Source organism: Alteromonas sp. ABH4_454, from assembly GCF_056311775.1.
Genome location: NZ_CM149972.1, coordinates 1,324,780 through 1,347,567, shown reverse-complemented (window position 1 = coordinate 1,347,567; position 22,788 = coordinate 1,324,780). Strand labels below are relative to the sequence as shown.

Here is a 22,788-nt window from a genome sequence, read left to right as displayed (position 1 = left end):
TTAACGAACTGGTAGAAAGACAAAATGGAGAGGAACTGCTATTAACCTTTGGATGACTAAAGGTGAAAGTAAACACTTACTCAGCTTTTAGGGCTTATATCATAAGCCTAAAAAAAGTTAGTAAAAACTAACCTTCCTCTGTTTTAGTTTTTACTAGTGTTGCAAGTCTAGCTTCTGCTGTGGCTTTTTGTTGCTTTAGCTCATCTCTATTTTCACTTTCAGCCTCTGCGATTTTTGCATCAATATCGGCAATGGTCTGCATCAGCATTTCTTTATTCTTTTCTTTCTGCTCCGCCTCTTCAGCCTTGTCAAAAATCACGTCTTCTGGAGACGCTTCTTCTTTGGTGGTTTGGCTGGGCGATTTAGCAATCATTTTCAAACCATCGGCCTGAGGACGCTGGTTCATGAAACTAGGCGAAACAATTTCAATATCAGAATTGTGCAAGGCATCAAGTACAGCTTTATGCAGCCTTGAGCGAGCGCTCAGCAAGCTCTTTACTTCGGTTAGTAACCCGGAAATACGATAGCTTACAGAGAAATCGCCTAGCCCCATGACCTGTACAAAAGGCTCTGCCAGCTTTGCATTTTCAGCAGCAGCAAGTAGATGCTTTTCAATAACGCTGTGGTGAATATCATAGCCTAAGCTAATATCCACGCTAACAATTGCACCAGAAGCACGCGTGACCGAAACAGGCGAATTCACCATAAGCGTGTTGGCGAAAGCAATTAGTTCTCTGCTCTCCGTCTGAATTTCAACATCAAGCAACCCCATTTCAGTAACGCGCCCGCTATAGCCTTCTACTTTTATGAAGTCACCAACCCTAAAGGGGCGGTTTACCCGAAGTACTATTCCTGCCATCAAATTACCCACCATTGTGGTAGATGAAAATGCAATGACACCAGAAATGAGTACACCGATAAGTGCTATAACTTGATTTCGCGTACTTTCACTTACTGGAAGAGTCATTGCTATAACAACCGCCCCAATAATAGTAAGTACTAACATGCCAACTTGACGAGGCAGTTTCTGTTCGCTGGTAAGGTGGCTTTGTTTAGCAAGCAAAAGGTAATGTAGAGTAATGAGTGTACTTACAACCAGTGCTATAGCAACAAGTAAAGGAACAAATGTAACGAACGCACTTAACACAGAGTCCATTAGTGATGCTCGCGTAGTACCTGATAAGTTTTCTGTAATCACATGTTTTCCTTTAAGGCTGTCTAAAGAAGCACCTTTAAACTAGCCTTTCACATTGTCGGTCAAACTGACGCTTTTAGGTATAGTATAAGTTACTATAACGAAACTGGTGCACGGCCTTCAGCAACTGAATTACCAACTAAAACATCAGCCAGTGCGTTCAGACTATAGCTGGTAACTTTGTTACCGTCCCTATCACCTTGACTGTCTATGCTTATTGCATAACTAAATGTCGCAATAGCGATGTCTGCCGCATTTTTAAGGTCATTTGCTTCATACGGCATACGTAGGGGAGCAAAAACCACGGTTTTGTTCTGTGTTTTCGCAGCAGTCATCATCATTTTGCTAAATGTCATCACATCAGTTTCACTTGCGCGCTGCTTCACATGTTCAGGTAGATCAAGCCCACCTAACTCATAGTTCGCGTGAAGCGGACTAATATTACCCACCACTAGCACTTCTGCCTGTTTTAAAAGCATCATAGCAAGCTGTTTTTTTGGCAATGCCGTCAAGGGTAAACAAGCAAATTCTAGGGGCTTATTAGTACTCTTTGAACTTGCTCGTATCAGTGCACTTTCAAAGGCTAAACACCTTGCGGCATCAGGCATTAGCGCAAGCCAACGCGTTGATGTTACCGGAAGTTTCCCCTTTCCAAACAGCACCGAAACCGAAGCCCCAGAAAGCGCTTTCTCAATTTGAATTCCTTTGTTTTTTAGACTGTTAGGACTATTAATCGATGCGTTTTCTTTTGCTTCATTAAGCCACCAAGATACAGGCTTGGAAACAAAGCTTTCTAAATTAAAGTGTTGTTTTACTTTAAGAATACGATTATAGGAAGACACCAAGAAAGCGCTTTCTGAAAATGAGTCTAATGACTTATTTACAAGTCTTACTGCCACATTATCTAAAAGCTTTGAAAATGCGTTGATATCCTTTCTATTTCTTATGGTGAAAGGCATGAGCGCAATATCCGCACCGGCACTGAATGCGCGAACGAGTGCTTCTTCGTGCGAGAAGAACTGTGTAATACCAGCCATATCTAACGCATCTGTAACGACCAAACCTTTATACCCTAGCTGTTTGCGAAGCATGTCGGTCAGTATCTTTTTCGACAAGGTAGCGGGAACAATTTGCAGCTTGCCATTCTTGTCTGCGATTTCAGTATCATCTAACGACGGATATTGAATGTGTGCGCTCATAACCATTGCAGGCGGGGTTGCACTGTTTATGATATTAGCAAAAGGAAGAATATCCCCCGCCATAGCCTGAGCTTTGGTATGGGTGACTTGCGGTAAGCTACTGTGGCTGTCCACATGGGTATCACCGTGACCTGGAAAGTGTTTAATAGCAGCCAAGACTCCCGTACTTTGCATTGCACTTACAAACGCTTGTCCGAGTGCCGCCACCTGCTCTGGTTTTTCAGAAAAACTGCGTACGTTTATAACGGGGTTCTTTGGCTCACTATTTACATCCACCGACGGCGCAAAATTAGTATTAACCCCTAAAGGTAACAGCGTTTGCCCTATATGCGATGCTACGCTTCGGGCAAAGGCATGGCCCCGCTGATGAAAGGTAGCACCGATAGCCATGTTACCTGCAAACGGCGAAAGCATATCTGAAGGCAGTCTCGCTACTCTCCCTCCTTCTTGGTCGACAGCAATAAATAGCGGCTGGCGACCTGCTTTTACCATATGCTGCTGCATGGTGTAATTGAGCGTAATTAACTGATCGGCATTTTGAATGTTTTCTGAAAACAAAATAACGCCACCTATATTGTGTGTACTGAGCACACTTAAAAGCGAAGGAGGAATTTCGGTCATAGGCGTACGGCAGCGCGATGATGGCGTACCGTCTTCACAGAAATAGCGAAAATCTAAAATGATCTTTTGCCCAAGCATGTTCCTTACTGCACTGACAGCTTCGGCACTAATCGTTTTCGCGCTAGTCAATTCCTCGCTAGCCCCGTCATCGCCAGCCTTTTTAGCTGTGATTTTGTTAGCGCTGATTGAGGGTAAGTCAGTATTGGTAGCTCTTGGGGTAGATGCGTCGACGCTTAATGAGTTTGCCGTTGCGCTAGCAGCAAAAATGCCGACACTAAATAAAACTAAAATGCCTGAAAGAAAATGGCTTAAGCCCAATACAGAAGCACGCTTTTTACAAATAACTTGCTGGAATAACAATGTTTATCTAATCCTTGGTAACACAGAGCACAATACGGTACGCTAGCATAAATGAGAGAAGCATGTTCGCCAACTTTGAACTGTATTCACTCCTTCTCTTACGCGTTAGTTTATATAATATGTGACGTGAAAAGACATACCTGTAGGACACGCTGAATTTAAGAAAACAATCTAAAGCAGCAGGTCCTAAGCACACATAAATTTAAGTTTGGAAAGAAGTATGGATTGGATGTCAGTCATCCCCCCTCTTGTGGCTATTGCCGTCGTTTTTTGGAAAAAAGAAGTTATCTTAGCATTGGCGCTGGCCGTACTGTCTGCTGAAGCCTTAATTTTGGTCAATGCTGATATCGCAACTAGCTACATGGCCCCTATTAATGCCATAGAGCGTGTGGTTGATACGGCTGCTAGTCCAGGTAACACGCGGGTGCTTATTTTCTCTGTTCTAGTAGGCGCATTACTGGCTTTTATTCGTGATTCTGGTGGCGTAACGGCAACCGTTAACTTTCTTGTCAACAAGGGCGTAGCAAAAAGTCGTAAGCAAGTGGGTAGTTTGACTATGTTCACTGGTATTGCCGTATTCATAGAATCGAACTTGAGCGTGCTTACTGCTGGTATATTCGCCCGAGGGTTGTTTGATCGTTTCAACATGAGCCGCGCACGTTTAGCTTACATCATTGATTCCACCAGCGCGCCAGTTTGTATTTTGATTTTATTAAACGGCTGGGGCGCTTTTATACTCAGCCTACTCGATGCCTACGAACTACCCGCTTCGTCAGCTTCCATTTTATGGGGCAGCGTATTTTTTAACTTTTACGCTATTTTCACCTTACTTATTGTGGCTTATACAATTTCGGCTGATAAAGTGCACGGCCCTATGGCTGAAGAAGAAAAAGCACTGTCTCATGTTGAGGTAAATCACACGACTGAGCCTGCCACTAAAGCGCGATTTATGCTGGTGCCGCTGCTTGTGATGGTATTGAGTATGGTTGGCTTCATGTTCTGGACAGGTAACGGCGTTTTGTCTGAAGGCAGCGGCAGTAAATCAGTTCTTTATGCTACGGCTCTTGCCACTGCTATTGCCTACGGTCTGCTTCTCGTCCATAAACGTTTTACTCATAAAGAAGCGGTAGATATCGGTTTTAAAGGGATGGGTGAACTACTCCCCCTAGTTACCATAGTGTTACTTTCATTAACCTTAGGCAATAGCCTTAAGGTGCTAGGAACAGGCGTATTTGTGGCAGGAATAGTGGGCGAATACCTTCCAATGGTGCTTATTGTTCCCATGTTGTTTATTGCCGGCGGGATCATGTCGTTTACCACAGGCACGTCGTGGGGTACGTTCGCCATCCTTATACCTATTGGTGTACCACTAATTCAGAGTTTAGGGTTGCCTCCTTCTTTGGTTATTGGCGCTATATTGGGTGGCGGTATATTTGGCGATCACTGTTCGCCTATTTCCGATACCACAGCCGTATCTTCGCTAGCTGCGGGTACTGACGTATTAACGCACGTTAAAACCCAGTTCCCTTATGCATTATTTGCCGGCGCACTTACGCTTATTGCCTATTTTGTAGCAAGCTTAGTCATGCTTGGCTAAACACGTGACTAACGTTTGTTGGTAGCCGATTGCTAATATCAAGGTGTTAGCAATATCTGTAGCAAGGAGTTTTTAAATGAAAAGACGGATAGCAAACATCGGGTTTATCTCGATGATAGTGGCATTTATTTCAGTAGTGGCAGCATGTTCACATTCGCCAAACGACACTGTTAATACTGTTGGAGAAAATGCCGTAGGCTTAAGTCAGCCGGCCGTTGCCATGCCTGACAGCTATAGCGCCGATGCTGCGATGCAGGTACTTAAGGAAGGCGGCAACGCTATTGATGCGGCTATTACTGCTCAGTTTGTTTTAGCCGTAACATTGCCAGAGGCGGGTAACGTTGGCGGCGGTGGCTTTATGACAATAAAGTTTGAAGATAGTACCGACTTTCTTGATTACCGTGAAATGGCGCCTGAAAAAGCTCACCGCGATATGTATCTTGACGAGCAAGGTGATGTAAAACCGTATGAGTCTTTGTTTGGGGCTAAAGCGTCTGGCATTCCTGGTACCGTTGCAGGTATGTGGGCCGCGCATAAAAAATACGGCACATTGGATTGGGAGCGCCTACTCGCACCAGCCGTTGATTTGGCTGAACAGGGCTTTGTGGTGCATGAAAAATTAGCAAATAACATTGCCCGTTATATTTCGCGCACCCAAGAAAAAGGCATCGACAACAATTTCAGTGAATACTTTGCAGATGCAAAAGCGGGCGCTACTTTTAAGCAGCCTGAGCTAGCAAAAACACTTAAAGCTATCCAGCAGCAGGGCAAAGACGGCTTTTATAAAGGCGATGTAGCAAAACATATTGTTGATTTTATGCAGCAAAATGGCGGCCTTATTACCTACGAAGATTTGCAAGCTTACAAAGCCGTGTGGCGCAAACCTCTTCACCTAAACTGGCAAGGTTATGAGCTGGTGACCGCACCTCCTCCAAGTTCGGGTGGTGTTGCCGTAGCGCAATGGATTGGCATGCTAGAAGCCTATGATGCAAACCACGATTTGCCTGCGCAAAACAGCACTGAATATATTCACGTTATGTCTGAAATAGGCAAGCGTGTGTTTGCCGATCGCGCTGAATATATGGGCGATCCTGACTTTGTTAGTGTTCCGGTAAAAGCGCTCACTGACGCTAACTACATTATCGAACGCGCAGCAGATATTCAGCCTGACAGCATTTCTGATACGCCAAGCGTGAAGCCGGGTTTAAAAGAAAGCGAAGATACAACACACTTCTCTATTATGGACAGATGGGGTAACGCTGTTGCTAATACAACGACCATCAACCTTACTTTCGGTAGCGGTGTTGTTGTGACTGGTGCTGGCTTTTTGTTGAATGATGAAATGGACGATTTTAGCGCTAAGCCTGGCGTGCCTAACTTCTTTGGCGCAGTGGGTGGTGAGGCAAATGCTATTGAACCTTACAAGCGCATGCTGTCTTCTATGACGCCAACGCTGGTCACTAAAAATGACCAAGTGGTTCTGGTAACAGGTTCGCCGGGCGGCACCACTATCATCTCGTCAGTTGCTCAATCACTTTTGAATGCCCTACTTTACGACATGAGTGCCGAAGAAGCCGTGAATTCACCACGTTTCCATCACCAACTACTGCCAAAAGACACTATTCGTATGCACGACGGATTTACAGAGGCAACTGTGAATGAGCTTAAAGCCATGGGCTATACCATTGATAACCGTCGATTTGGTGATGTGCATTTAATTAAACGTACTAAAGAGGGTGTGGAAGCCGCGTCTGAGAAAAGCGGCCGGGGTAAAAGCCTAGTACAACCGTATTAGCACACCTCATTAGCTTGTAGTCATGAACTTAAATCTATAGGCGAGCCGTATCGGCTCAGCCTTAAGATTTCGGCATCAAGCAAGGTTAAAACTAATAACTACAGCAACAGCGTGGTGTCGATAGGCACGTACTTAGACGCCACTTTTTGAATACTTTCAGCCGTTAATGCGGGAACGCCGTACACCGTTACGGTTTTCCCTTTTGCTTTAAGGGCGTTTACAAGAATATCGAAATCGCCGTCGCCCGACACCAGAATGATCTCATCAACATCGTCGGCGTGTTCAAGTGCATCTACTGTTAAACCCACATCCCAATCGCCTTTTGCCGAGCCGTCGGCGCGTTGAATGAAAGGCTTTAACTTTACTTCAAACCCAATAGCACGAAGAATGTTCTGAAATTCTCGCTGCTTGCTGTCTCCCCTGTCTATGGCATATGCAAAAGCATGTGTTATGTCTAAATTGTAGGTAAGTTCACGCCAAAACTGGTTGTAATTAAAGTTACGTTTGTACGCCTGACGGCAGGTGTAATACACATTTTGTACGTCTACCAGCACTAATGCTTTATTCAAAACCACTCTCTTTATCGATTTACTCGGTTATTGTTTTCTGATGTTATAGCCTTTTGATAATAAAACCAAAAAACCTGATGATGAAATTTATGCGCAAGGCGCACAACTACCTGGGCTTAATACTATTTGTACAAATAGGCCTATGGTTTTTAAGCGGCTTGGTTATGGCCTGGTTACCCATAGATGAAGTAAGAGGCAACCACTTAAAACACGCCGTCACTACGTCGTGGCACAAGGCTGCGATCTCCCCTTCAGATATATTAAGTGAGCACAATAGCTCAGCGTCACTTTCTCTTACCTATCGCGTCAATACCTCACAATCTTCGCTCGATGCTATCCCTGTTTATTATGTCGTGGATGGCGATAATGCTTATCGCTATAGCGCCTTAACAGGTGAACGGTTAAACGCACTACAAGAAAGTGCTGTGCGAAAAGCAGCTACAAAGCAATACGCAGGTGATGGTGACATTCTCGAGGCACAGCGTTTAGATAAGCTACCGCAAGAAGTACAAAACTTGTCAGCCCCTTTATGGCAGGTCAGTTTTAACGACGAGCTCAATACTCGGTTTTATATCGACCCGAACACGGGCAGCGTCTCGCGCGTACGTACCGACACCTGGCGGCTATTTGATTTTATGTGGATGCTGCACATAATGGATTACAAGGACAGAAGCAACTTTAACACGCCTTGGTTAATTGCTTTTTCTGGCAGTGCTTTTTTATTCACCCTTACCGGCGTTGCGCTTTTATATAAGCGCTTCAAACCGAAAAAGAAGAAGCGCTAGCCGAGTATCAGTTTCTCTTTGATGTAGAGCAAAGAGCAGCTGACACCAATTATTATGAAGCGAAAAGCTGAGAAATATCTGCGAACGCTTTGAACTCTAACGCGTTGCCGAAAGGGTCTTTAAAAAACATAGTGGCTTGTTCGCCGGGCTTTCCTTTAAAGCGAATATAAGGTGCGATAACAAACTCGGTATTGGCAGCCTCTAATTTACTTGCTAGAGCTTGCCAATCGTCCATGGTTAGCACAACGCCAAAGTGCGGCACCGGCACGGCATGATCGTCTACCCCGTTATAAGCAGGCGGCGACGGCATGGCCTCTACGCAGTGCGTTACTAACTGATGGCCGAAGAAGTTCCAATCTATCCACTGGGTGTCACTGCGGCCCTTTTCACAGCCCAACAATTCACCGTAGAACGCTTCTGCGTCGGTTAAATTAGTGACCGGAATGGCAAGGTGAAAAGGTTGAACCATGAAAACTCCTGTTATAAAAACTTCTTAAGTAACGATAACTTAAACTTAGAAAACGGCGCATAACGAAAGAACACGTCGAGGGCGAATGAACGTTTCATTACCGTTTTGCTATGACTGAATGTATCAAAACCTGCTTGGCCATGATAGTTACCCATGCCGCTATTTCCTACGCCACCAAACGGCAACTCAGGATTAGTCATAAACAGCATAGTGTCGTTAGTACACACACTGCCTGAGCTGGTTTTGCTGATAATATTATCAAGCACATCGTCCTTATCACTAAATGCATAAAGGGCAAGTGGCTTAGGCCTGCTGTTCACAAACTTAATGCCCGCCTCCATGTTGTCGACAGTGATGATAGGTAAAATCGGGCCAAAGATCTCTTCTTTCATTAGCGGGCTATCTAGCGATGGCTCTAGTACAAGGGTGGGCGCCATTGCTGGACGAGATTCATCTAGCTCGCCGCCATACACCACATTGACGTTTTCGAGGTAACTTTCAAGACGCTTTAAGTGTCGATGATTGACTATATTGCCGTAATCTCGTGACGATAAAGGCGCTTTGCCGTATTGCTTTTTCAGCTCTTCTTTAACAGCTTCGATAAGCTTTTGCTCAAAGCCCTTTTCTACAATGACATAGTCAGGGGCAATACAGGTTTGGCCCGCATTCATCCATTTACCCCACACTAAACGACGTGCGGTGACAGCAAGGTTTGTGTTTTTATCAACAAAACAAGGGCTTTTACCGCCAAGTTCAAGGGTTACAGGCGTTAAATGTTTGGCCGCGGCGCTCATGACAATTTTGCCCACCACTTCCCCGCCAGTGTAGAAAATGTGGTCCCACTTGCAGGCAAGCAGCGCTGTCGCTTCGTCTTTACCGCCTTCTATTACTGCAACGCATGAATTATCCATATATTGAGGGATAAGCTTAGCCACCAGCGACGATGTTTCTTCAGCCAATTCAGAGGGTTTCAATACCGCACAGTTGCCCGCTGCGATGGCAGCAATGTAAGGAGCTAGTAGTAACTGAAGCGGGTAATTCCACGCTCCGATAATAAGCACGGTGCCAAGCGGCTCTGGCTTGCGAAAGCTCTTACCTGGCCACGCCACCATAGGCGTAGATACTTTGCGCGGTTTTGCCCATTTGTCCAAATGCTTAAGCGTATGCTTAATATCAGAAAGCAGAAACCCTTGTTCAGCGACCATGGCTTCGGTTTTACATTTGCCTAGGTCATTTTTAAGGGCCTGCAAAATGTCGTGCTGGTTGTCTTTCAGTAAAGTTTCTAATGCCTTTAACTGGCTTTTACGCCACTCCAGAGACTGAGTTTTCCCAGTATCGAAACTGTCGTTAAGCTTGTGAACGACGTCAACGAAACACACGCCAGTTTCCACTGCGTGAAGAGAAGGTCTATTTGGCATAAGAAGGCTCCGATAGCATAACACCCACTGCAACAATTCGATGACTCTCTTTGGTATTGTTGACGGGTAAAGCAGCGTAATAATTAACTGATACTATCTTATATTAATAGGGATGTTCTAAGACAACGCAACTAAATTGTTAATTAATGTTTAATGCGACTACATATTAGAGGGTACAAGTAGATTTTATATGCGTGAAATGCAGGCGCAGAAAAATGAGGCGTGATAGAGGCAAGTGAAAAAGAGGTAAAGTTTGTTAGCAACAAAAAAGCCCAGTAAACACCGGGCTTTTAAACGTATTTAATGTAGCGCTATTACGCGTCGTAAGGGCTGCGCAAAACGATAGTTTCGTTTCTGTCAGGTCCTGTTGACACGATATCAACCGGCACACCTGTTAGCTCTTCAAGACGCTTAATGTAGTTTTTCGCCGCTTGTGGAAGGGCTTCAAACTCAGTTACACCAAAGGTGTTGTCTGTCCAACCTGGCATTTCTTCATATACTGGCGTTACTTTTTCGTAACCGTCAGCGGCCATAGGTGGAACGTCTTTCACATTACCGTCTGCATCTTTGTAGCCAACACAAATTTGAAGGCTTTCAAGACCGTCTAGTACGTCAAGCTTCGTTAAGCAGAACCCGGTAATAGAGTTAATTTGTACTGCGCGCTTCATTGCAACTGCGTCGAACCAACCAGTACGGCGCTTACGCCCTGTAGTTGCACCAAACTCGTGGCCTTTAACACCTAAGTGTTGACCAACTTCACAATCTAGCTCAGTAGGGAAAGGGCCTGAGCCTACACGCGTGGTGTATGCTTTTACGATACCCAATACGTAATCTAGCTTAAGTGGGCCAAAGCCAGCACCCGTTGCGACACCACCAACGGTAGTGTTTGACGACGTAACATAAGGATACGTGCCGTGGTCGATGTCTAGAAGTGTGCCTTGGGCACCTTCAAACATAATAGGCGAGCCAGCATTGTGTGCCTTGTCTAGTTCGTCAGTTACATCAACGACCATTGCTTTAAGAATGTCAGCAACTTCCATTGCACCTTTCAAGGTTTCATCAAAGTCTACTGCTTCTTCGCCATAGTATTGCGTAAGTGTGAAGTTATGCACATCTAGCACTTCTTTCAGCTTTGCAGCGAAGTCTTCGGCGTTGAATAAGTCGCCTACGCGTAAACCGCGACGAGCTACCTTATCTTCATAAGCAGGACCGATACCACGACCAGTTGTACCAATTGCTTTTGCGCCGCGGGCTTTTTCGCGCGCTACGTCTAGTGCAATGTGATAAGGAAGAATAAGCGGACAAGCTTCACTAATCTTTAAGCGCTCGCGCACTGGAACGCCACGCTCTTCAAGCATAGTCATTTCTTTCATTAGTGCGTCAGGGCTAAGCACAACACCGTTACCAATAATACAGGTAACATTATTGCGTAGGATGCCTGATGGGATTAAGTGAAGTACGGTTTTTTCACCGTCGATTACTAGAGTGTGACCTGCATTGTGCCCGCCTTGGTAGCGAACAACATATTTTGCGCGATCAGTGAGTAGGTCTACGACCTTGCCTTTACCCTCGTCACCCCATTGAGTGCCGAGTACCACAACGTTCTTTGCCATGAATCATATGTGTAAGAAAATTAGGCGGGGATTCTACAAAATTCTAGGGCAAGGATCATCTCTTTTTCGAACAAAAATACGACTATTTGATTTTTATTTTTGAAAACATAAAGATGCCCAACCGTCGCCGGCGGCTTTTTAAAATAAGGCTTGGCTTATTTTTTTATAAAACATATTTCCTAAAGCGCTAATTTTTATAGCATTCTAAAGTTTAGCTAGCGCAAAACCTGAACAGGCGGTCAACCTTGAACTGCGCAGCTCAGAAAAAAGCTTCTTCCAACATTAACTGAAATAAAAAAGCAGTAGCGCGCCAATTATCACAAGGGTACCGCCAATTTGACGCAATTGATTACTCGGTTGCTGACTAATTTGAAGCAAATAATTACGCCATTTATTCGGAAAAAGCAGCGGTCCTATTCCCTCGATTATAAGTACCAAAGCGAAAGCGGGTAATAGCCACTCCATAAATTTATCCTTAAAGCCGTGAAAGTACTGTGCTCTTAAAGAGCATGCTTTCAATGAGCATGTCGTTGATAACTGCGCTGTTAATGAGTTCGCCACATTTTTCGCGACATTGTGTGCCGCCTTTCCTGTAACGAACTAACACCTTTTAAGGTATTTCCGAAAGCGCGCGTAAATCAATGTATTCGGGTGTATGGTATAGGCCAAAACCAAAGCGTAACCGGTTACCTCTGAAGTCAGTAAGAATATGATGTGCTTTAAGCTTTGAAGCAAGGGCTTTTGTCACATCCGCATTATCTAATTCAAAGGTAAGGAAATGCCCCCGATTCATTTCATTGTTAACGGCTAAGTGCTTTTCATTGAGTAACGGATGATTGCAACCAGCAAGCTTTTTTAAAAATGTTCGCTGCATGCGCATTACGTAATCATTTATCGCGGCAACATCTAAACTATTTTCTTCAAACATGCGAAGTACAGCTCTTAACCTGTAGAGCGCCGTAAAATCCATAGTGGCACCGGCAAAGCGCATACCATCTAAACTATATTGAACGTCATTTTTACCGCCCGTCTCGCGGGGTTTGTCTAACTCGCCAAATTCGGCAAACCAGCCGGTATACGTGGGTCTTAGCTTACAGCCCAACGGTACGTGAGCAAAGCACGCCCCCTCTCCCGCCTGTGCGTATTTGTAACTACCTGAAAGATAAAAAATACGATGAGCAATATCGGCAAGGTCAGTAGGCTTTGACATAAAGCCGTGGTAGCCATCAACTACTACGAGGGTACTGTCGTTAGTCACACTATATACAATATCTGAAACGTCGTTTACCACATAACCAGAATTGAAAAAGACCTGACTAAAGAAAACTAGCTCAGGATTGTGTTCAGCAATAGCCGCCTTAAAGCGTGAAGCAAAAGTATGATAAGGCTTGGTAGGTACGGTAATTAGTTCTATTGCCCCCTGTTCTTCTAGTCTACTCGCTTGGCGCTGAAAACTGTGAAACTCGCTGTCTGTCGACACCACTTTATAAGGGGCAACATTATCTATGCAGCTCATAATACGATAAAGCAATTCATGAGTATTTGGCGCAAAAACGATTTGCTGAGGCGCGCCAGTATTCAGTATTTTGCTAATACGCTGCTGCAGTTCCGGTACTAAAGTTTGGAAAAAATACCCCCACTTTTCGTCTACGTATTTAGCGCTGTCATCCCAATAATCAAGCATTGCCTCGCGCGTACAGTCTGGCCAAAAATAATGGCTGTGACACGCATAATGCTGTTTACCTTTGTTAGCGTTGAGAAATCCTGTATAAAACTGCTGATATGCCATGCTTTATTGCCTAAAATAAAAACCGCTTAAACCCTATCAAACTTCAGCATACTTCGCATGAACCTGCGCCTACAGCAAAACATTTATTTACAAAATAGGTGTAAATAGTTTTGCCCAAATCGTTGCGCTTAATGTTATTTCTTATATACATACGCCCACTGCAAAACTAAAAAACTCTGCTATACCCTATAGAGGTGAGCTGGTTTTGTAAGTCTAGTTAGCAAGCTCCATCTGTTCCACGCAGACACACATTAAAGGTACTTTATGCGTTTCCCTAAATACGGAAATTATTCATTGGATGTCTCAGGTAACGTTCTTGAAGTGTTTGCTACCGGAGCGTGGAACCTTAAAACAACAGAATTTTTTATAGAGGAAATGCATGCGCTTATTGATAGGTTCGACAATAAGCCTTGGGCAGCCTTAATGGACGGACGCCGTTGGGTATTATCTACGCCGGAATGTCAGACCCGTTTAGCAGATGCAATAAAGGTGAATATTTCGAAAGGGCTTAGTCGCTCAGCGTATGTGCTAGATAGCGGAATGGTCAAGCGTGCTCAGCTGGAACGCACCCATCCATCAAACCAACGTGATTTTGAAACGAGCAACTATGAACGGGAGTATTTTGAAAAATACTTCGAGGCACTTAACTGGCTGCATAAAGAAGGGTTTTCACCTATTTGCTAGTTTTCTAGCCCAAGGCGATGGTTTTAGCGTTACGGTGAACGCTAAAACCCGAATAGTCTTAATACAACAAGCTATAGACTTTACGACGATACTCTGACTTAAGCGGATCGCCGTCAGCGAGTGCGTTCATCATATCCATCATTAACTTTCTGGCATCGCCAAAGCCAAGTTCTTTCTTTAATACAGTATAAAGAAGCTCTAGTGCATCTTGTGCTTTGTTCGCTTGCTGCAACTGTACAGCTAGGTCAACCTTAAGCTGCAGGTCATCAGGGTTCGCCTCTACTGCCGCTTGAAGCTGGCGTATTTCAGGCGTATCCGCCGCTTGTTCTGCAAGTTCAATTTTGCCCGCCAAACTCTTATAGCGAGAGTCTTGATCTACCAGCTTAATCTCTTCAAGCAAAGCTTTAGCTGCATCGATAGAGCCCGTCTCAACGTAGCAATCAATAAGCATATACTTCGCGTTTACGTTATCAGGGTTAAGCGTTAAGGCTTCTTTTGCCGCTGGCAGTGCTTCTGCGTAATCCCCTTGTTGGATCGCCTTGCCTGCAGTGGCAAGTAGATCATCTTCTGGGTTTGGCAAATATTTATCCAGCATTTCACGAATTTGCTGCTCAGGTTGTACACCTGCAAAGCCATCGACGGGCTGACCATTTTGCACCACCATTACCGTTGGTAGGCTTCTAATACCAAACTGAGCAGCCACTTCTTGCTGTGCTTCGCAGTCTACTTTGGCCAAAATCAAATGCTGGCTGTATTCACCTGCCAGCTTTTCTAGTATGGGCATTAGGTCTTTACAAGGTTCGCACCAGTCAGCCCAGAAATCGATAAGCACCAGTTTTTCTTGTGATGCTTCTACAATAATTTGCTGAAAGTTTTCTACCGTAATATCCACGATGGTTGCTTGGCTATTTGCAACGAGATTTTCCATAACGCAGGCCTTTAATTTCTTGTATTGAGAGGAATATGGGGCAGGCGCTGTAAAATTACAAGGCTAAGGGGAGTTATCTTTAGCTTTAGGATGAGCGAGATACTTTTTTTGTAAAAGCGGTCATTTCGCCTTTGTCGCTTTCACGACAATCTCTACCTTCAAGGAATGTTAATGTGGTGTAAAATTTTTCTGTTGAGATACTTTATTATTAAGCCACCTAATTTCTATAAGATTTGGCTAAGAAGGTTTTATGACTATACAAACCAGCACAGACACTCAGTTTGCTTCGTTCAAAGAGTTTTACCCATTTTATTTAAATGAGCATAAAGACGGCACATGCCGCACGCTTCATTTTATCGGCTCTTGGCTAGTACTTAGCGTTATAGCGCTGGCAATATATATGGCGAGCTGGTCGCTACTGTGGTTTATACCGCTAGTAGGTTACGGCTTTGCGTGGGTAGGACATTTCTTTTTTGAGAAAAATCGCCCCGCTACATTTAAACACCCCCTTTATAGTTTGATGGGCGATTGGGTTATGTTTAAAGATATTCTGGTGGGCAAAATTAGTCTTAAAGGCGATTAAGGCTCATGAAAGTTACACAAGGGCTACCGGTGCGGTAATAACGATAACACCCGCTGTTAGCGCCCCCCGTTGTTATACATTGCGTAATATGCCGCGATACATGCAGCAATTCGCATTTTTAACGGACAATCCACACCCTTCACCGCACACCCTTTACATAATGGAAACGAAAGCGATATGGTTGAGAATAAGGTTCGCAGTTTACTAAATTAACCCTAGCATTAACGTTAAGAGCACGACTGCGAACACATTATTTTGAAAAACGCCGCCTATCGCGCTTAACGCAAAAAGAATAACAAAAGGAACAAACATGTTTGTGTCTCGTTTCCCCCTTCGCCCTATACAACAAGGTTTATTAGCTACCTCGACAGCATTATCACTGTTGGTTTTAGGCATGAGCCAAGCCAGTGCATTACAAAACTCTCAATCTGATTCAGGTAGCGTAAATGCGCTAACGTACGAAGACACCTTTAACTTGGAATTTGTCACAAACCCTCAATTCCTTGATAAAGAAACAGTTATTTATTCTCGTCAAAGCATGGATATCATGACTGACGGAAGACAAAGCCGATTGTGGCAGATAAACATTAAATCCGGTGAACATCGCCCGTTTATTGGAGTAGACGAAAACTTGTCACAGGCTACCTTGTCGCCCAACGGTAAAATGGTGGCGTATACAAAAGCGGTCAACGGCCGCGCACAAATCCATCTTTATTACTTAGACACTATGCAGTCAGTGCGTTTAACCAATACCAGCGAGACACCTCGCCAGTTAACCTGGTCTCATGACAGCAAAACTTTAGCCTTTACGCAGTTTACCGAAGAAAAGCAAAAGCCACTGTTTACAGGAATGCCGAGCAAGCCAAAAGGAGCAAAGTGGGCTGACCAAGGCACCTATATTGATGCGGTAAAATATAGAGGTGACGGCAGAGGCTACTTGCGTGAAGGCTTCGACCAGATTTTTGTTTTGCCTGTCGAAGGCGGCACGCCGCGACAGTTAACAACCGGGAAATTTCCAAGCGGCGGTACCCTTGCCTTTTCTAGAAACAATGACTGGATTTATTTCGCCACACCGCAGCGAGAAGACTATGCGCTACACCCATTGTCTGGCGATATCTACAAAGTAAACGTAAGCACAGCGGCAGTTGAACAAGTTACCGATATGGAGGGGCCTGAAGGAAGGCCAACCTTAAGCCCCGACGGTAAGTACCTTGCGTTTACTCAACTTAACGACAGAAAGCTTTCATATCAAAACGGTGACCTCGTTGTACTAGAACTTAAAAGTGGTGATATTACCCGCTTAACAACTTCGCTAGATAGAAGCTTAGGTAAGTTCACGTGGCGTAAAGACAGTCGCGGATTAGTTTTCTCTTACCTTGATCATGGGGAGACTAAGCTTGCTACGGTGAACCTTAAAGGTGATGTAAAAACTATCGACGTGAGTGTTGGCGGTCAGGCCTTTGGACGCCCTTACACGTCGGGCGACTTTGCCGTTAGTGACAAAGGTGACATCGTTTATACCACTGCCAGCCGCACTAGGCCTGGTGACTTGGCGCTTTACAGAAAAGGTAAAGACGACACACAGCTTACCGATTTAAATAACGACGCACTTGGCCATAAGACCTTGGCAGAGGTGCAAGACCTTTCCGTCGTATCAAGTGTTGACGAGTTACCTATCGACGCATGGATTGCATTGCCCCCAGGATTCGATAGCAGCAAAAAATACCCGCTGATACTAGAAATTCACGGCGGTCCTCATGCTGCCTACGGCCCTCATTTTGCTATGGAAATTCAGCTAATGGCCGCGCAAGGTTATGTCGTGGTATGGGCTAACCCAAGGGGCAGTAGCTCTTACGGTGAAGACTTTGGTAATTTGATCCACCATAACTATCCGTCAGAAGACTACAACGACTTGATGGACGTGGTAGACGCGGTTGTTGGCCAAGGCTATGTAGATTCAGAGAATTTGTTTATTACTGGCGGCTCAGGCGGCGGTACACTTACCGCCTGGTCCATTGGTAAAACTGATCGCTTTAGTGCAGCCGTTGTGGCAAAGCCGGTTATTAATTGGATGAGCTTTTCCTTGACCGCCGATGCGTATCCCTATTTTAGCCAATATTGGATGGCTGATATGCCGTGGAATATTGCCGATAAACTCTGGCAACGCAGTCCTTTGAGCTTAGTGGGCAACGTGGTTACGCCAACCATGCTGCTAACGGGCGAAGCCGATCACCGCACTCCCATCAGTGAGACCGAGCAATACTATCAAGCGTTGAAACTGCAAGGTGTGGATGCGGCTATGGTACGAATTCCAGGCGCGTCACACGGTATAGCAAGCCGCCCTTCGCGATTAATTCAAAAAGTGGGGAATATTTTGGCGTGGTTTGAACGCTACAAGAAAGACAACGACAGCGAATAAATCGTTTTAAACCCACAGTTCTTTTTAAGAAAAAAGGCGCCCTTCAGTGAATGAAATGGCGCCTACCTTTTTTATCATCGACCTTATTTGGTCAGCTTCACTACTTTGCCATTAGGGGCGTCGGTCAGTAAGTAAATGGCACCATCTGGCCCCACTTCTACGTCGCGGATGCGGTCGTGATTGTCGCGAACATACTCGAACTGCTCATCGGGCTTTCCATTCTCTACCTTGATACGGCGAAGGTGGGTAAATTTTAAAGAACCCACTAATATATCGCCGTTCCACTCTTTAAACATGTCGCCTTGATAGAAGGTTAGGCCGCTTGGTGCAATGGACGGATCCCAGTACAACCAAGGCTGCTTCATACCATCCATATGAGTTTTATCGCTGATAATATCGCCGCTGTAGTCAACGCCATAAGTAATCTCTGGCCAACCGTAGTTCGCACCGCGCTCTAGGATATTAATTTCATCACCGCCTTTGGGGCCGTGTTCCATTGCCCAGACTACGCCAGTTTCAGGGTGTATAGTGACGCCTTGCACGTTGCGGTGACCATAGCTGAATATTTCAGGGGCATTGCCATCGGTGAAAGGGTTATCTTCTACTGCGCTGCCGTCACGGTTTATGCGTACAATTTTGCCGAAGTGGTTATTGGTGTTCTGCGCTTCTTTCATGTACTTATAGCGGTCGCCCATAGTGACGTATAAGTGCTTTTTAGCATCGAACGCTAAACGACAGCCAAAGTGAAAGCCGTTATCGACAATAGAGTCGGCACTAAAAATAACTTCAACATTTTCAAGGCCCGAATCAGTAAGCGTGGCTTTTGCAACACTACTGCTACTGCCAGGTTTGCCTTCTGTCTCACTCGCTTTGCTGTAACAGAAATAAATCGTGTTGTTGCTGGCAAAGTCTGGGTCGATGGTAATGTCTAACATACCACCTTGGTTCTGCGCGACCACTTCTGGTACGTTATTTAGGCGCCCTGACAATTTACCGTCTTTAGACAAACGTTGGATACCACCCGCTCGTTCGGTTACCAGTAAGTCGCCATCAGGTAAAAACACCATGCCCCATGGATGTACTAAACCTTCAGCAAACGTGGATACGGTTATATCGCTGTCGGTGATTTCATGGTCTTCGTCATGCTTGTGATCGCCATGAGCTAGGGCAAATTGACTTACTGCTAGCGCCATCGCACATACTACTGAACGCGCTAGTATGCTTACGGGTTTGGATGTAACTGCTAAAGTACTTGATGGTCTCATCGTTAGAAGCCTCTTTTACAGAAGCTGTGTTTGGTGGCACAGACTTCTTCTTTTATTTTTTAAGTTATAGCAGTATACAAAAAAGGGTACAGCGCCGCTGTACCCTTTGTGATAGTTTTACTCGCTAATGCGATAAAGTTGGCTTGCCGACTAAACGAAATTAACTACCTTTACAACGGCGCAGTATTTATTTTGGAAGCGTTGCGCGAAGCATCCACGCTGTTTTCTCGTGAACACGCATGCGATCGCCAATTAGCGCTGCAGATGATTCATCGTCAGCGTCTTGCGCTAGCTTTAATGATTCACGGCACGTTTTCACTACTTGCTCATGACCATGAGTCAGTAAGCGAACCATTTCGTTGGCCTCAGGCACACCTTCAACTTCTTCAATTGAACTAAGTTCAGCGAACGACTTATATGTGCCCGGCGCTGAAACACCTAAAGTACGGATACGCTCTGCGATTTCGTCTACTGCTTCTGCAAGCTCTGTGTAGTGTTCTTCAAACATAAGATGCAGTTCACGGAACTGCGGTCCTTCTACATTCCAGTGGAAGTTATGCGTTTGAAGGTACAAGGTGTAAGAATCGGCCAATAGCTTTTTCAGGCCTTCTGCTACTGCGTTACGATCGCTTTCAGAAATACCAATATCAATCTTGCTCATGTCACACTCCTTAACGTTGAAACCCTTTTTGAGATTTTCGTTCAACCAGTTTCTTGGCCATCAAAAATCTAGGTCTTGATAATATAAGTTAATAGTACTACAGAAATATTGATTTAGATTAACGGTTTAGTTAATTGCTTTCATCGTATTAATCGATGACTTTATCCATTCTGCCTCATGCTGTATTAATGGTGGTGATGGTGACCTCCGCCCGCTTCTTTTTTAACCGGTAGCGAAACCTTCAGTCTCGCTTGCATCGCTAAATGTGAGGGTTAGCACTACTTCACTGCCCTCTTCCAATCCCTTAGTCAGCCCCATCAACATGATGTGACGGCCACCTGGTTCAAAAGCGACCATCTCGCCCGCTTCTACTTTGACGCCTTCAGTTAGCTCACGCATTTTCATGACATCTTCTTGCATCACCGTTGTGTGAATTTGCGCTTCACTTGCTATATCTTGGGGTACTGAAACAGATATCAGCGTTTTGTCGTGTTTACTTTGATTATGTAGAGTAAAGTACACTGCGCCGGTTTTTGCCAAGGCAAAGGTTGCTCTGGCGTAACCATTCATCACCATAACGTCAGTTTGCTTACTGATGTGCTTATGCTGCTCTTTTGGCTTGTGGTGGTTATTATGAGCATTGCCATGGGCAGAAATAGTCCCAGACAAGCTTAAAGAAAATAAGCCAGTAACGATAACTAACGGTTTAAGTGATTTGGAAAAAAGTGACATACAGTCTGCTCCGAATGGGTATTCGTAAGCAAGTGTACGTAAGTTTGGCATAGGAAAAAAGAAAAATGGTGCCGACTGCCGGAATCGAACTGGCGACCTACTGATTACAAGTCAGTTGCTCTACCAACTGAGCTAAGTCGGCACACTTTAAAAACCGCTGCCTAGACAGCGGATGCGTATTCTAGCGATAAACGCGTGGGTGTCAACCTTTTAATCGCGTTGCTTCACCAACTAATTTCGGGAAGTACTCAAGTGGTAAATATTTGCTCAATGCCATGAGCTTTTCACCTAAACTCTCATAAGTGTTAGTGGTGACATTGATATGCCCCATTTTGCGTTTTTCACGAACAGACTTTCCGTACCAATGCAGGTGACTTCCATCAATACTTAGCAGGTCTCGAGAAAAGCTGCTGCATCCAATGATGTTAACCATAGCACTTGGACCAATAGCTGACGTATCGCCAAGAGGCAAGCCGCAAACAGCACGCAAGTGGTTCTCAAATTGACTGGTGACAGCGCCTGACTGGCTCCAATGCCCAGAGTTATGTACACGCGGCGCAAGTTCATTGACAAGCAGTTTATCGCCAACTTGGAATAACTCCACTGCCAGCACGCCTATGTAGTCCATACCCTCAGCTAGTTTCACGAAAATATCGTGAGCTTGAGCCTGAAGAGCGTCATCTACACGAGTCGCAGGCGCGACCGACACATGAAGCTGACCTTGGTGATGCAGATTTTCAGCAAGTGGATAGGTTCTCACGTCGCCATTAGCATTGCGTACACCGATTAAAGACAGCTCTCTATCGAATGCCACCATTTTTTCTACCACTAATGGCACGTTTTCTAAGTCCAAGCCTTGTAGCGAGCTTTTTAGTGCTGGCAAATCGGCTTCATCACTTAAACGCCACTGTCCGTAACCGTCGTAGCCATCGCGGCTCGCTTTGAGAATAAGTTTGCTACCAAGCTGTTTTACGCAATCATCTAACTGAGCAAGGTCGGTCACTATCTGGTGATCACAGTTTGCAACCTTCATGCTTTCGAGAAGCTTTTTCTCGCGTACGCGGTCGGCACCAACTAGAATACTGTCGATATTCGGCATCAACTTGTTTGTTTTAGCCGCTTCTTCAAGCAATCTTTCAGGTACATGCTCAAACTCTACCGTTAATGCATCGGCATCCTCTAGCGCTTGCGCTAGTGGTGTATCGAGTGGGGTTTTGCTAACTGGATGTACAACGGTATCGTTGTTTACGTCCACAGCTTGAACCTCAATACCTAACGGGCTTCCCGCTAAGTACATCATTTGAGCAAGTTGGCCTGCGCCGTAAACAACTACTCTCATTCATCTAGCTCCAATGTGTTACTTGAAGCAAGTACGGTCTCAGTTTGAGACTTTCTAAAAGCGATAACAGCTTCTCGCACACTCTGCTCTTGCAGCGCAACGACTTGCGCCGCCAGTAGACCTGCATTTGCTGCACCAGCTTCACCAATGGCTAATGTGCCTACTGCTACGCCTTTCGGCATTTGAACGATAGAAAGCAATGAATCTAACCCGTTGAGCGCTTTTGATTTCACCGGACAACCAAACACCGGCAGATGGGTGTGTGCGGCAATCATTCCCGGCAAGTGTGCTGCGCCGCCCGCGCCAGCAATTATTGCGCTAAAACCTTCATCGGCAGCGCCTTCAGCAAACTCTACTAGCAAGTTAGGTGTACGATGTGCCGACACCACCTTCGCTTCAAATTCAACACCAAACGACTTCAGCATTTTTGCGGCCTGCTGCATGGTAGGCCAGTCTGAAGTTGAACCCATTACAATCGCGACTTTTGCCATCTAGAGATCCTCGGAGTAGGTAAAATGGACAACCTTGGAAAGGCCGCGATTGTAGCTTAAAACCGTCCAAAATCCCACCGTAAATGGCGTGAAATATAGTGCTATAGAGTACGAGCGAATAAAAGCACTCTACCTTGACCGGTGATCTATCTAAACCTAACAACCCGTATTAACTATAATTAATTTGTGAAGAAAAACTGCCGTATAACACGGATTAGCAACCGCTACGTTATAAGCTTTGCGGTGTTAGAAGTTAAATGGCGCAAGAGGTTATTG

The 22,788-nt window shown here is 45.0% G+C and carries 20 protein-coding genes and 1 tRNA gene; 6 read left to right on the top strand and 15 right to left on the bottom strand.

Annotation, left to right across the window (positions count from 1 at the left end; all coding sequences use genetic code 11):
- Positions 1 to 127: 127 nt before the first annotated feature.
- Both ACYX4W_RS05925 and ACYX4W_RS05920 read right to left on the bottom strand, forming a co-directional pair.
- Positions 128 to 1,198, bottom strand: coding sequence for a mechanosensitive ion channel family protein (locus tag ACYX4W_RS05925; RefSeq protein ID WP_476074964.1), 1,071 nt, complete (start codon positions 1,196 to 1,198; stop codon positions 128 to 130).
- Positions 1,199 to 1,290: 92 nt separating this feature from the next.
- Positions 1,291 to 3,375: a glycoside hydrolase family 3 N-terminal domain-containing protein gene (locus ACYX4W_RS05920; RefSeq protein WP_476074963.1), complete on the bottom strand. Its 2,085-nt coding sequence runs from the start codon at positions 3,373 to 3,375 to the stop codon at positions 1,291 to 1,293.
- Between the two features lie 220 nt (positions 3,376 to 3,595).
- Between ACYX4W_RS05920 and ACYX4W_RS05915 the strand changes: the two genes are divergently transcribed.
- Both ACYX4W_RS05915 and ggt read left to right on the top strand, forming a co-directional pair.
- Positions 3,596 to 4,972 carry a Na+/H+ antiporter NhaC family protein gene (locus tag ACYX4W_RS05915; protein ID WP_476074962.1) on the top strand — a complete coding sequence of 459 codons (1,377 nt, stop codon included), beginning with the start codon at positions 3,596 to 3,598 and terminating at the stop codon, positions 4,970 to 4,972.
- 76 nt (positions 4,973 to 5,048) lie between these two features.
- Positions 5,049 to 6,767 (top strand): gamma-glutamyltransferase, encoded by a 1,719-nt coding sequence (gene ggt / locus ACYX4W_RS05910; RefSeq protein WP_476074961.1) that lies wholly within the window; start codon positions 5,049 to 5,051, stop codon positions 6,765 to 6,767.
- A 98-nt stretch (positions 6,768 to 6,865) separates the two neighbouring features.
- On the opposite strand, the gene ACYX4W_RS05905 is transcribed toward ggt, so the two are convergent.
- Positions 6,866 to 7,336, bottom strand: a complete 471-nt coding sequence (locus ACYX4W_RS05905) for a LabA-like NYN domain-containing protein (RefSeq protein WP_476074960.1) — start codon at positions 7,334 to 7,336, stop codon at positions 6,866 to 6,868.
- Between the two features lie 77 nt (positions 7,337 to 7,413).
- On the opposite strand from ACYX4W_RS05905, the gene ACYX4W_RS05900 reads away from it, so the two are divergent.
- On the top strand, positions 7,414 to 8,121 hold the full coding sequence (locus ACYX4W_RS05900; RefSeq protein WP_476074959.1) for a PepSY domain-containing protein: 708 nt from the start codon (positions 7,414 to 7,416) through the stop codon (positions 8,119 to 8,121).
- Between the two features lie 52 nt (positions 8,122 to 8,173).
- Here ACYX4W_RS05900 and ACYX4W_RS05895 read toward each other — a convergent pair whose 3' ends face one another.
- The 5 genes from ACYX4W_RS05895 to ACYX4W_RS05875 form a co-directional block, all read right to left on the bottom strand.
- Positions 8,174 to 8,590: a VOC family protein gene (locus tag ACYX4W_RS05895; RefSeq protein ID WP_061439302.1), complete on the bottom strand. Its 417-nt coding sequence runs from the start codon at positions 8,588 to 8,590 to the stop codon at positions 8,174 to 8,176.
- A gap of 11 nt (positions 8,591 to 8,601) precedes the next feature.
- Positions 8,602 to 10,008, bottom strand: a complete 1,407-nt coding sequence (locus tag ACYX4W_RS05890; protein WP_476074958.1) for an aldehyde dehydrogenase family protein — start codon at positions 10,006 to 10,008, stop codon at positions 8,602 to 8,604.
- Between the two features lie 314 nt (positions 10,009 to 10,322).
- Entirely contained in the window at positions 10,323 to 11,621 is a 1,299-nt protein-coding gene (locus ACYX4W_RS05885) for an adenylosuccinate synthase (protein WP_476074957.1), read from the bottom strand.
- A gap of 282 nt (positions 11,622 to 11,903) precedes the next feature.
- Positions 11,904 to 12,086, bottom strand: a complete 183-nt coding sequence (locus ACYX4W_RS05880; RefSeq protein ID WP_071816877.1) for a DUF2065 domain-containing protein — start codon at positions 12,084 to 12,086, stop codon at positions 11,904 to 11,906.
- A 145-nt stretch (positions 12,087 to 12,231) separates the two neighbouring features.
- Positions 12,232 to 13,410 (bottom strand): aminotransferase class V-fold PLP-dependent enzyme, encoded by a 1,179-nt coding sequence (locus ACYX4W_RS05875; protein WP_476074956.1) that lies wholly within the window; start codon positions 13,408 to 13,410, stop codon positions 12,232 to 12,234.
- 264 nt (positions 13,411 to 13,674) lie between these two features.
- Between ACYX4W_RS05875 and ACYX4W_RS05870 the strand changes: the two genes are divergently transcribed.
- Entirely contained in the window at positions 13,675 to 14,094 is a 420-nt protein-coding gene (locus ACYX4W_RS05870) for a hypothetical protein (protein WP_474853440.1), read from the top strand.
- Positions 14,095 to 14,152: 58 nt separating this feature from the next.
- Here ACYX4W_RS05870 and trxA read toward each other — a convergent pair whose 3' ends face one another.
- The gene (gene trxA / locus ACYX4W_RS05865; RefSeq protein WP_461853283.1) at positions 14,153 to 15,022 is read right to left on the bottom strand and encodes a thioredoxin; all 870 of its coding nucleotides are present in this window, start codon (positions 15,020 to 15,022) and stop codon (positions 14,153 to 14,155) included.
- Positions 15,023 to 15,272: 250 nt separating this feature from the next.
- Between trxA and ACYX4W_RS05860 the strand changes: the two genes are divergently transcribed.
- Entirely contained in the window at positions 15,273 to 15,605 is a 333-nt protein-coding gene (locus tag ACYX4W_RS05860) for an Mpo1-like protein (protein WP_476074955.1), read from the top strand.
- Positions 15,606 to 15,915: 310 nt separating this feature from the next.
- Positions 15,916 to 18,024 carry a S9 family peptidase gene (locus ACYX4W_RS05855; RefSeq protein ID WP_476074954.1) on the top strand — a complete coding sequence of 703 codons (2,109 nt, stop codon included), beginning with the start codon at positions 15,916 to 15,918 and terminating at the stop codon, positions 18,022 to 18,024.
- Positions 18,025 to 18,107: 83 nt separating this feature from the next.
- Here ACYX4W_RS05855 and ACYX4W_RS05850 read toward each other — a convergent pair whose 3' ends face one another.
- The 6 genes from ACYX4W_RS05850 to purE all read right to left on the bottom strand — a co-directional run bounded on the left by ACYX4W_RS05850 (position 18,108) and on the right by purE (position 22,512).
- Complete coding sequence (locus tag ACYX4W_RS05850) at positions 18,108 to 19,289, bottom strand: PQQ-dependent sugar dehydrogenase (protein ID WP_476074953.1); 1,182 nt, start codon at positions 19,287 to 19,289, stop codon at positions 18,108 to 18,110.
- Between the two features lie 187 nt (positions 19,290 to 19,476).
- Positions 19,477 to 19,950, bottom strand: a complete 474-nt coding sequence (locus ACYX4W_RS05845; protein WP_118490413.1) for a Dps family protein — start codon at positions 19,948 to 19,950, stop codon at positions 19,477 to 19,479.
- A gap of 222 nt (positions 19,951 to 20,172) precedes the next feature.
- Positions 20,173 to 20,682, bottom strand: coding sequence for a copper chaperone PCu(A)C (locus ACYX4W_RS05840; protein ID WP_476074952.1), 510 nt, complete (start codon positions 20,680 to 20,682; stop codon positions 20,173 to 20,175).
- 66 nt (positions 20,683 to 20,748) lie between these two features.
- Positions 20,749 to 20,824, bottom strand: a tRNA-Thr gene (locus ACYX4W_RS05835).
- 60 nt (positions 20,825 to 20,884) lie between these two features.
- A complete protein-coding gene (locus tag ACYX4W_RS05830) occupies positions 20,885 to 22,021 on the bottom strand; it encodes a 5-(carboxyamino)imidazole ribonucleotide synthase (RefSeq protein ID WP_476074951.1) in 1,137 nt (378 codons plus the stop codon).
- On the bottom strand, positions 22,018 to 22,512 hold the full coding sequence (purE, locus tag ACYX4W_RS05825; RefSeq protein ID WP_476074950.1) for a 5-(carboxyamino)imidazole ribonucleotide mutase: 495 nt from the start codon (positions 22,510 to 22,512) through the stop codon (positions 22,018 to 22,020). The genes ACYX4W_RS05830 and purE overlap by 4 nt, the downstream gene beginning before the upstream one ends.
- Positions 22,513 to 22,788: the final 276 nt, after the last annotated feature.

Excerpts from the sequence above, each read along its gene's own strand:
- ACYX4W_RS05915 (WP_476074962.1), top strand. The coding sequence starts at position 3,596 with ATGGATTGGATGTCAGTCATCCCCCCTCTTGTGGCTATTGCCGTCGTT.
- ggt (WP_476074961.1), top strand. The coding sequence starts at position 5,049 with ATGAAAAGACGGATAGCAAACATCGGGTTTATCTCGATGATAGTGGCA.
- ACYX4W_RS05900 (WP_476074959.1), top strand. The coding sequence starts at position 7,414 with ATGATGAAATTTATGCGCAAGGCGCACAACTACCTGGGCTTAATACTA.
- ACYX4W_RS05895 (WP_061439302.1), bottom strand. The coding sequence starts at position 8,590 with ATGGTTCAACCTTTTCACCTTGCCATTCCGGTCACTAATTTAACCGAC.
- ACYX4W_RS05890 (WP_476074958.1), bottom strand. The coding sequence starts at position 10,008 with ATGCCAAATAGACCTTCTCTTCACGCAGTGGAAACTGGCGTGTGTTTC.
- ACYX4W_RS05885 (WP_476074957.1), bottom strand. The coding sequence starts at position 11,621 with ATGGCAAAGAACGTTGTGGTACTCGGCACTCAATGGGGTGACGAGGGT.
- ACYX4W_RS05880 (WP_071816877.1), bottom strand. The coding sequence starts at position 12,086 with ATGGAGTGGCTATTACCCGCTTTCGCTTTGGTACTTATAATCGAGGGA.
- ACYX4W_RS05875 (WP_476074956.1), bottom strand. The coding sequence starts at position 13,410 with ATGGCATATCAGCAGTTTTATACAGGATTTCTCAACGCTAACAAAGGT.
- ACYX4W_RS05870 (WP_474853440.1), top strand. The coding sequence starts at position 13,675 with ATGCGTTTCCCTAAATACGGAAATTATTCATTGGATGTCTCAGGTAAC.
- trxA (WP_461853283.1), bottom strand. The coding sequence starts at position 15,022 with ATGGAAAATCTCGTTGCAAATAGCCAAGCAACCATCGTGGATATTACG.
- ACYX4W_RS05860 (WP_476074955.1), top strand. The coding sequence starts at position 15,273 with ATGACTATACAAACCAGCACAGACACTCAGTTTGCTTCGTTCAAAGAG.
- ACYX4W_RS05855 (WP_476074954.1), top strand. The coding sequence starts at position 15,916 with ATGTTTGTGTCTCGTTTCCCCCTTCGCCCTATACAACAAGGTTTATTA.
- ACYX4W_RS05850 (WP_476074953.1), bottom strand. The coding sequence starts at position 19,289 with ATGAGACCATCAAGTACTTTAGCAGTTACATCCAAACCCGTAAGCATA.
- ACYX4W_RS05845 (WP_118490413.1), bottom strand. The coding sequence starts at position 19,950 with ATGAGCAAGATTGATATTGGTATTTCTGAAAGCGATCGTAACGCAGTA.
- ACYX4W_RS05840 (WP_476074952.1), bottom strand. The coding sequence starts at position 20,682 with ATGTCACTTTTTTCCAAATCACTTAAACCGTTAGTTATCGTTACTGGC.
- ACYX4W_RS05830 (WP_476074951.1), bottom strand. The coding sequence starts at position 22,021 with ATGAGAGTAGTTGTTTACGGCGCAGGCCAACTTGCTCAAATGATGTAC.
- purE (WP_476074950.1), bottom strand. The coding sequence starts at position 22,512 with ATGGCAAAAGTCGCGATTGTAATGGGTTCAACTTCAGACTGGCCTACC.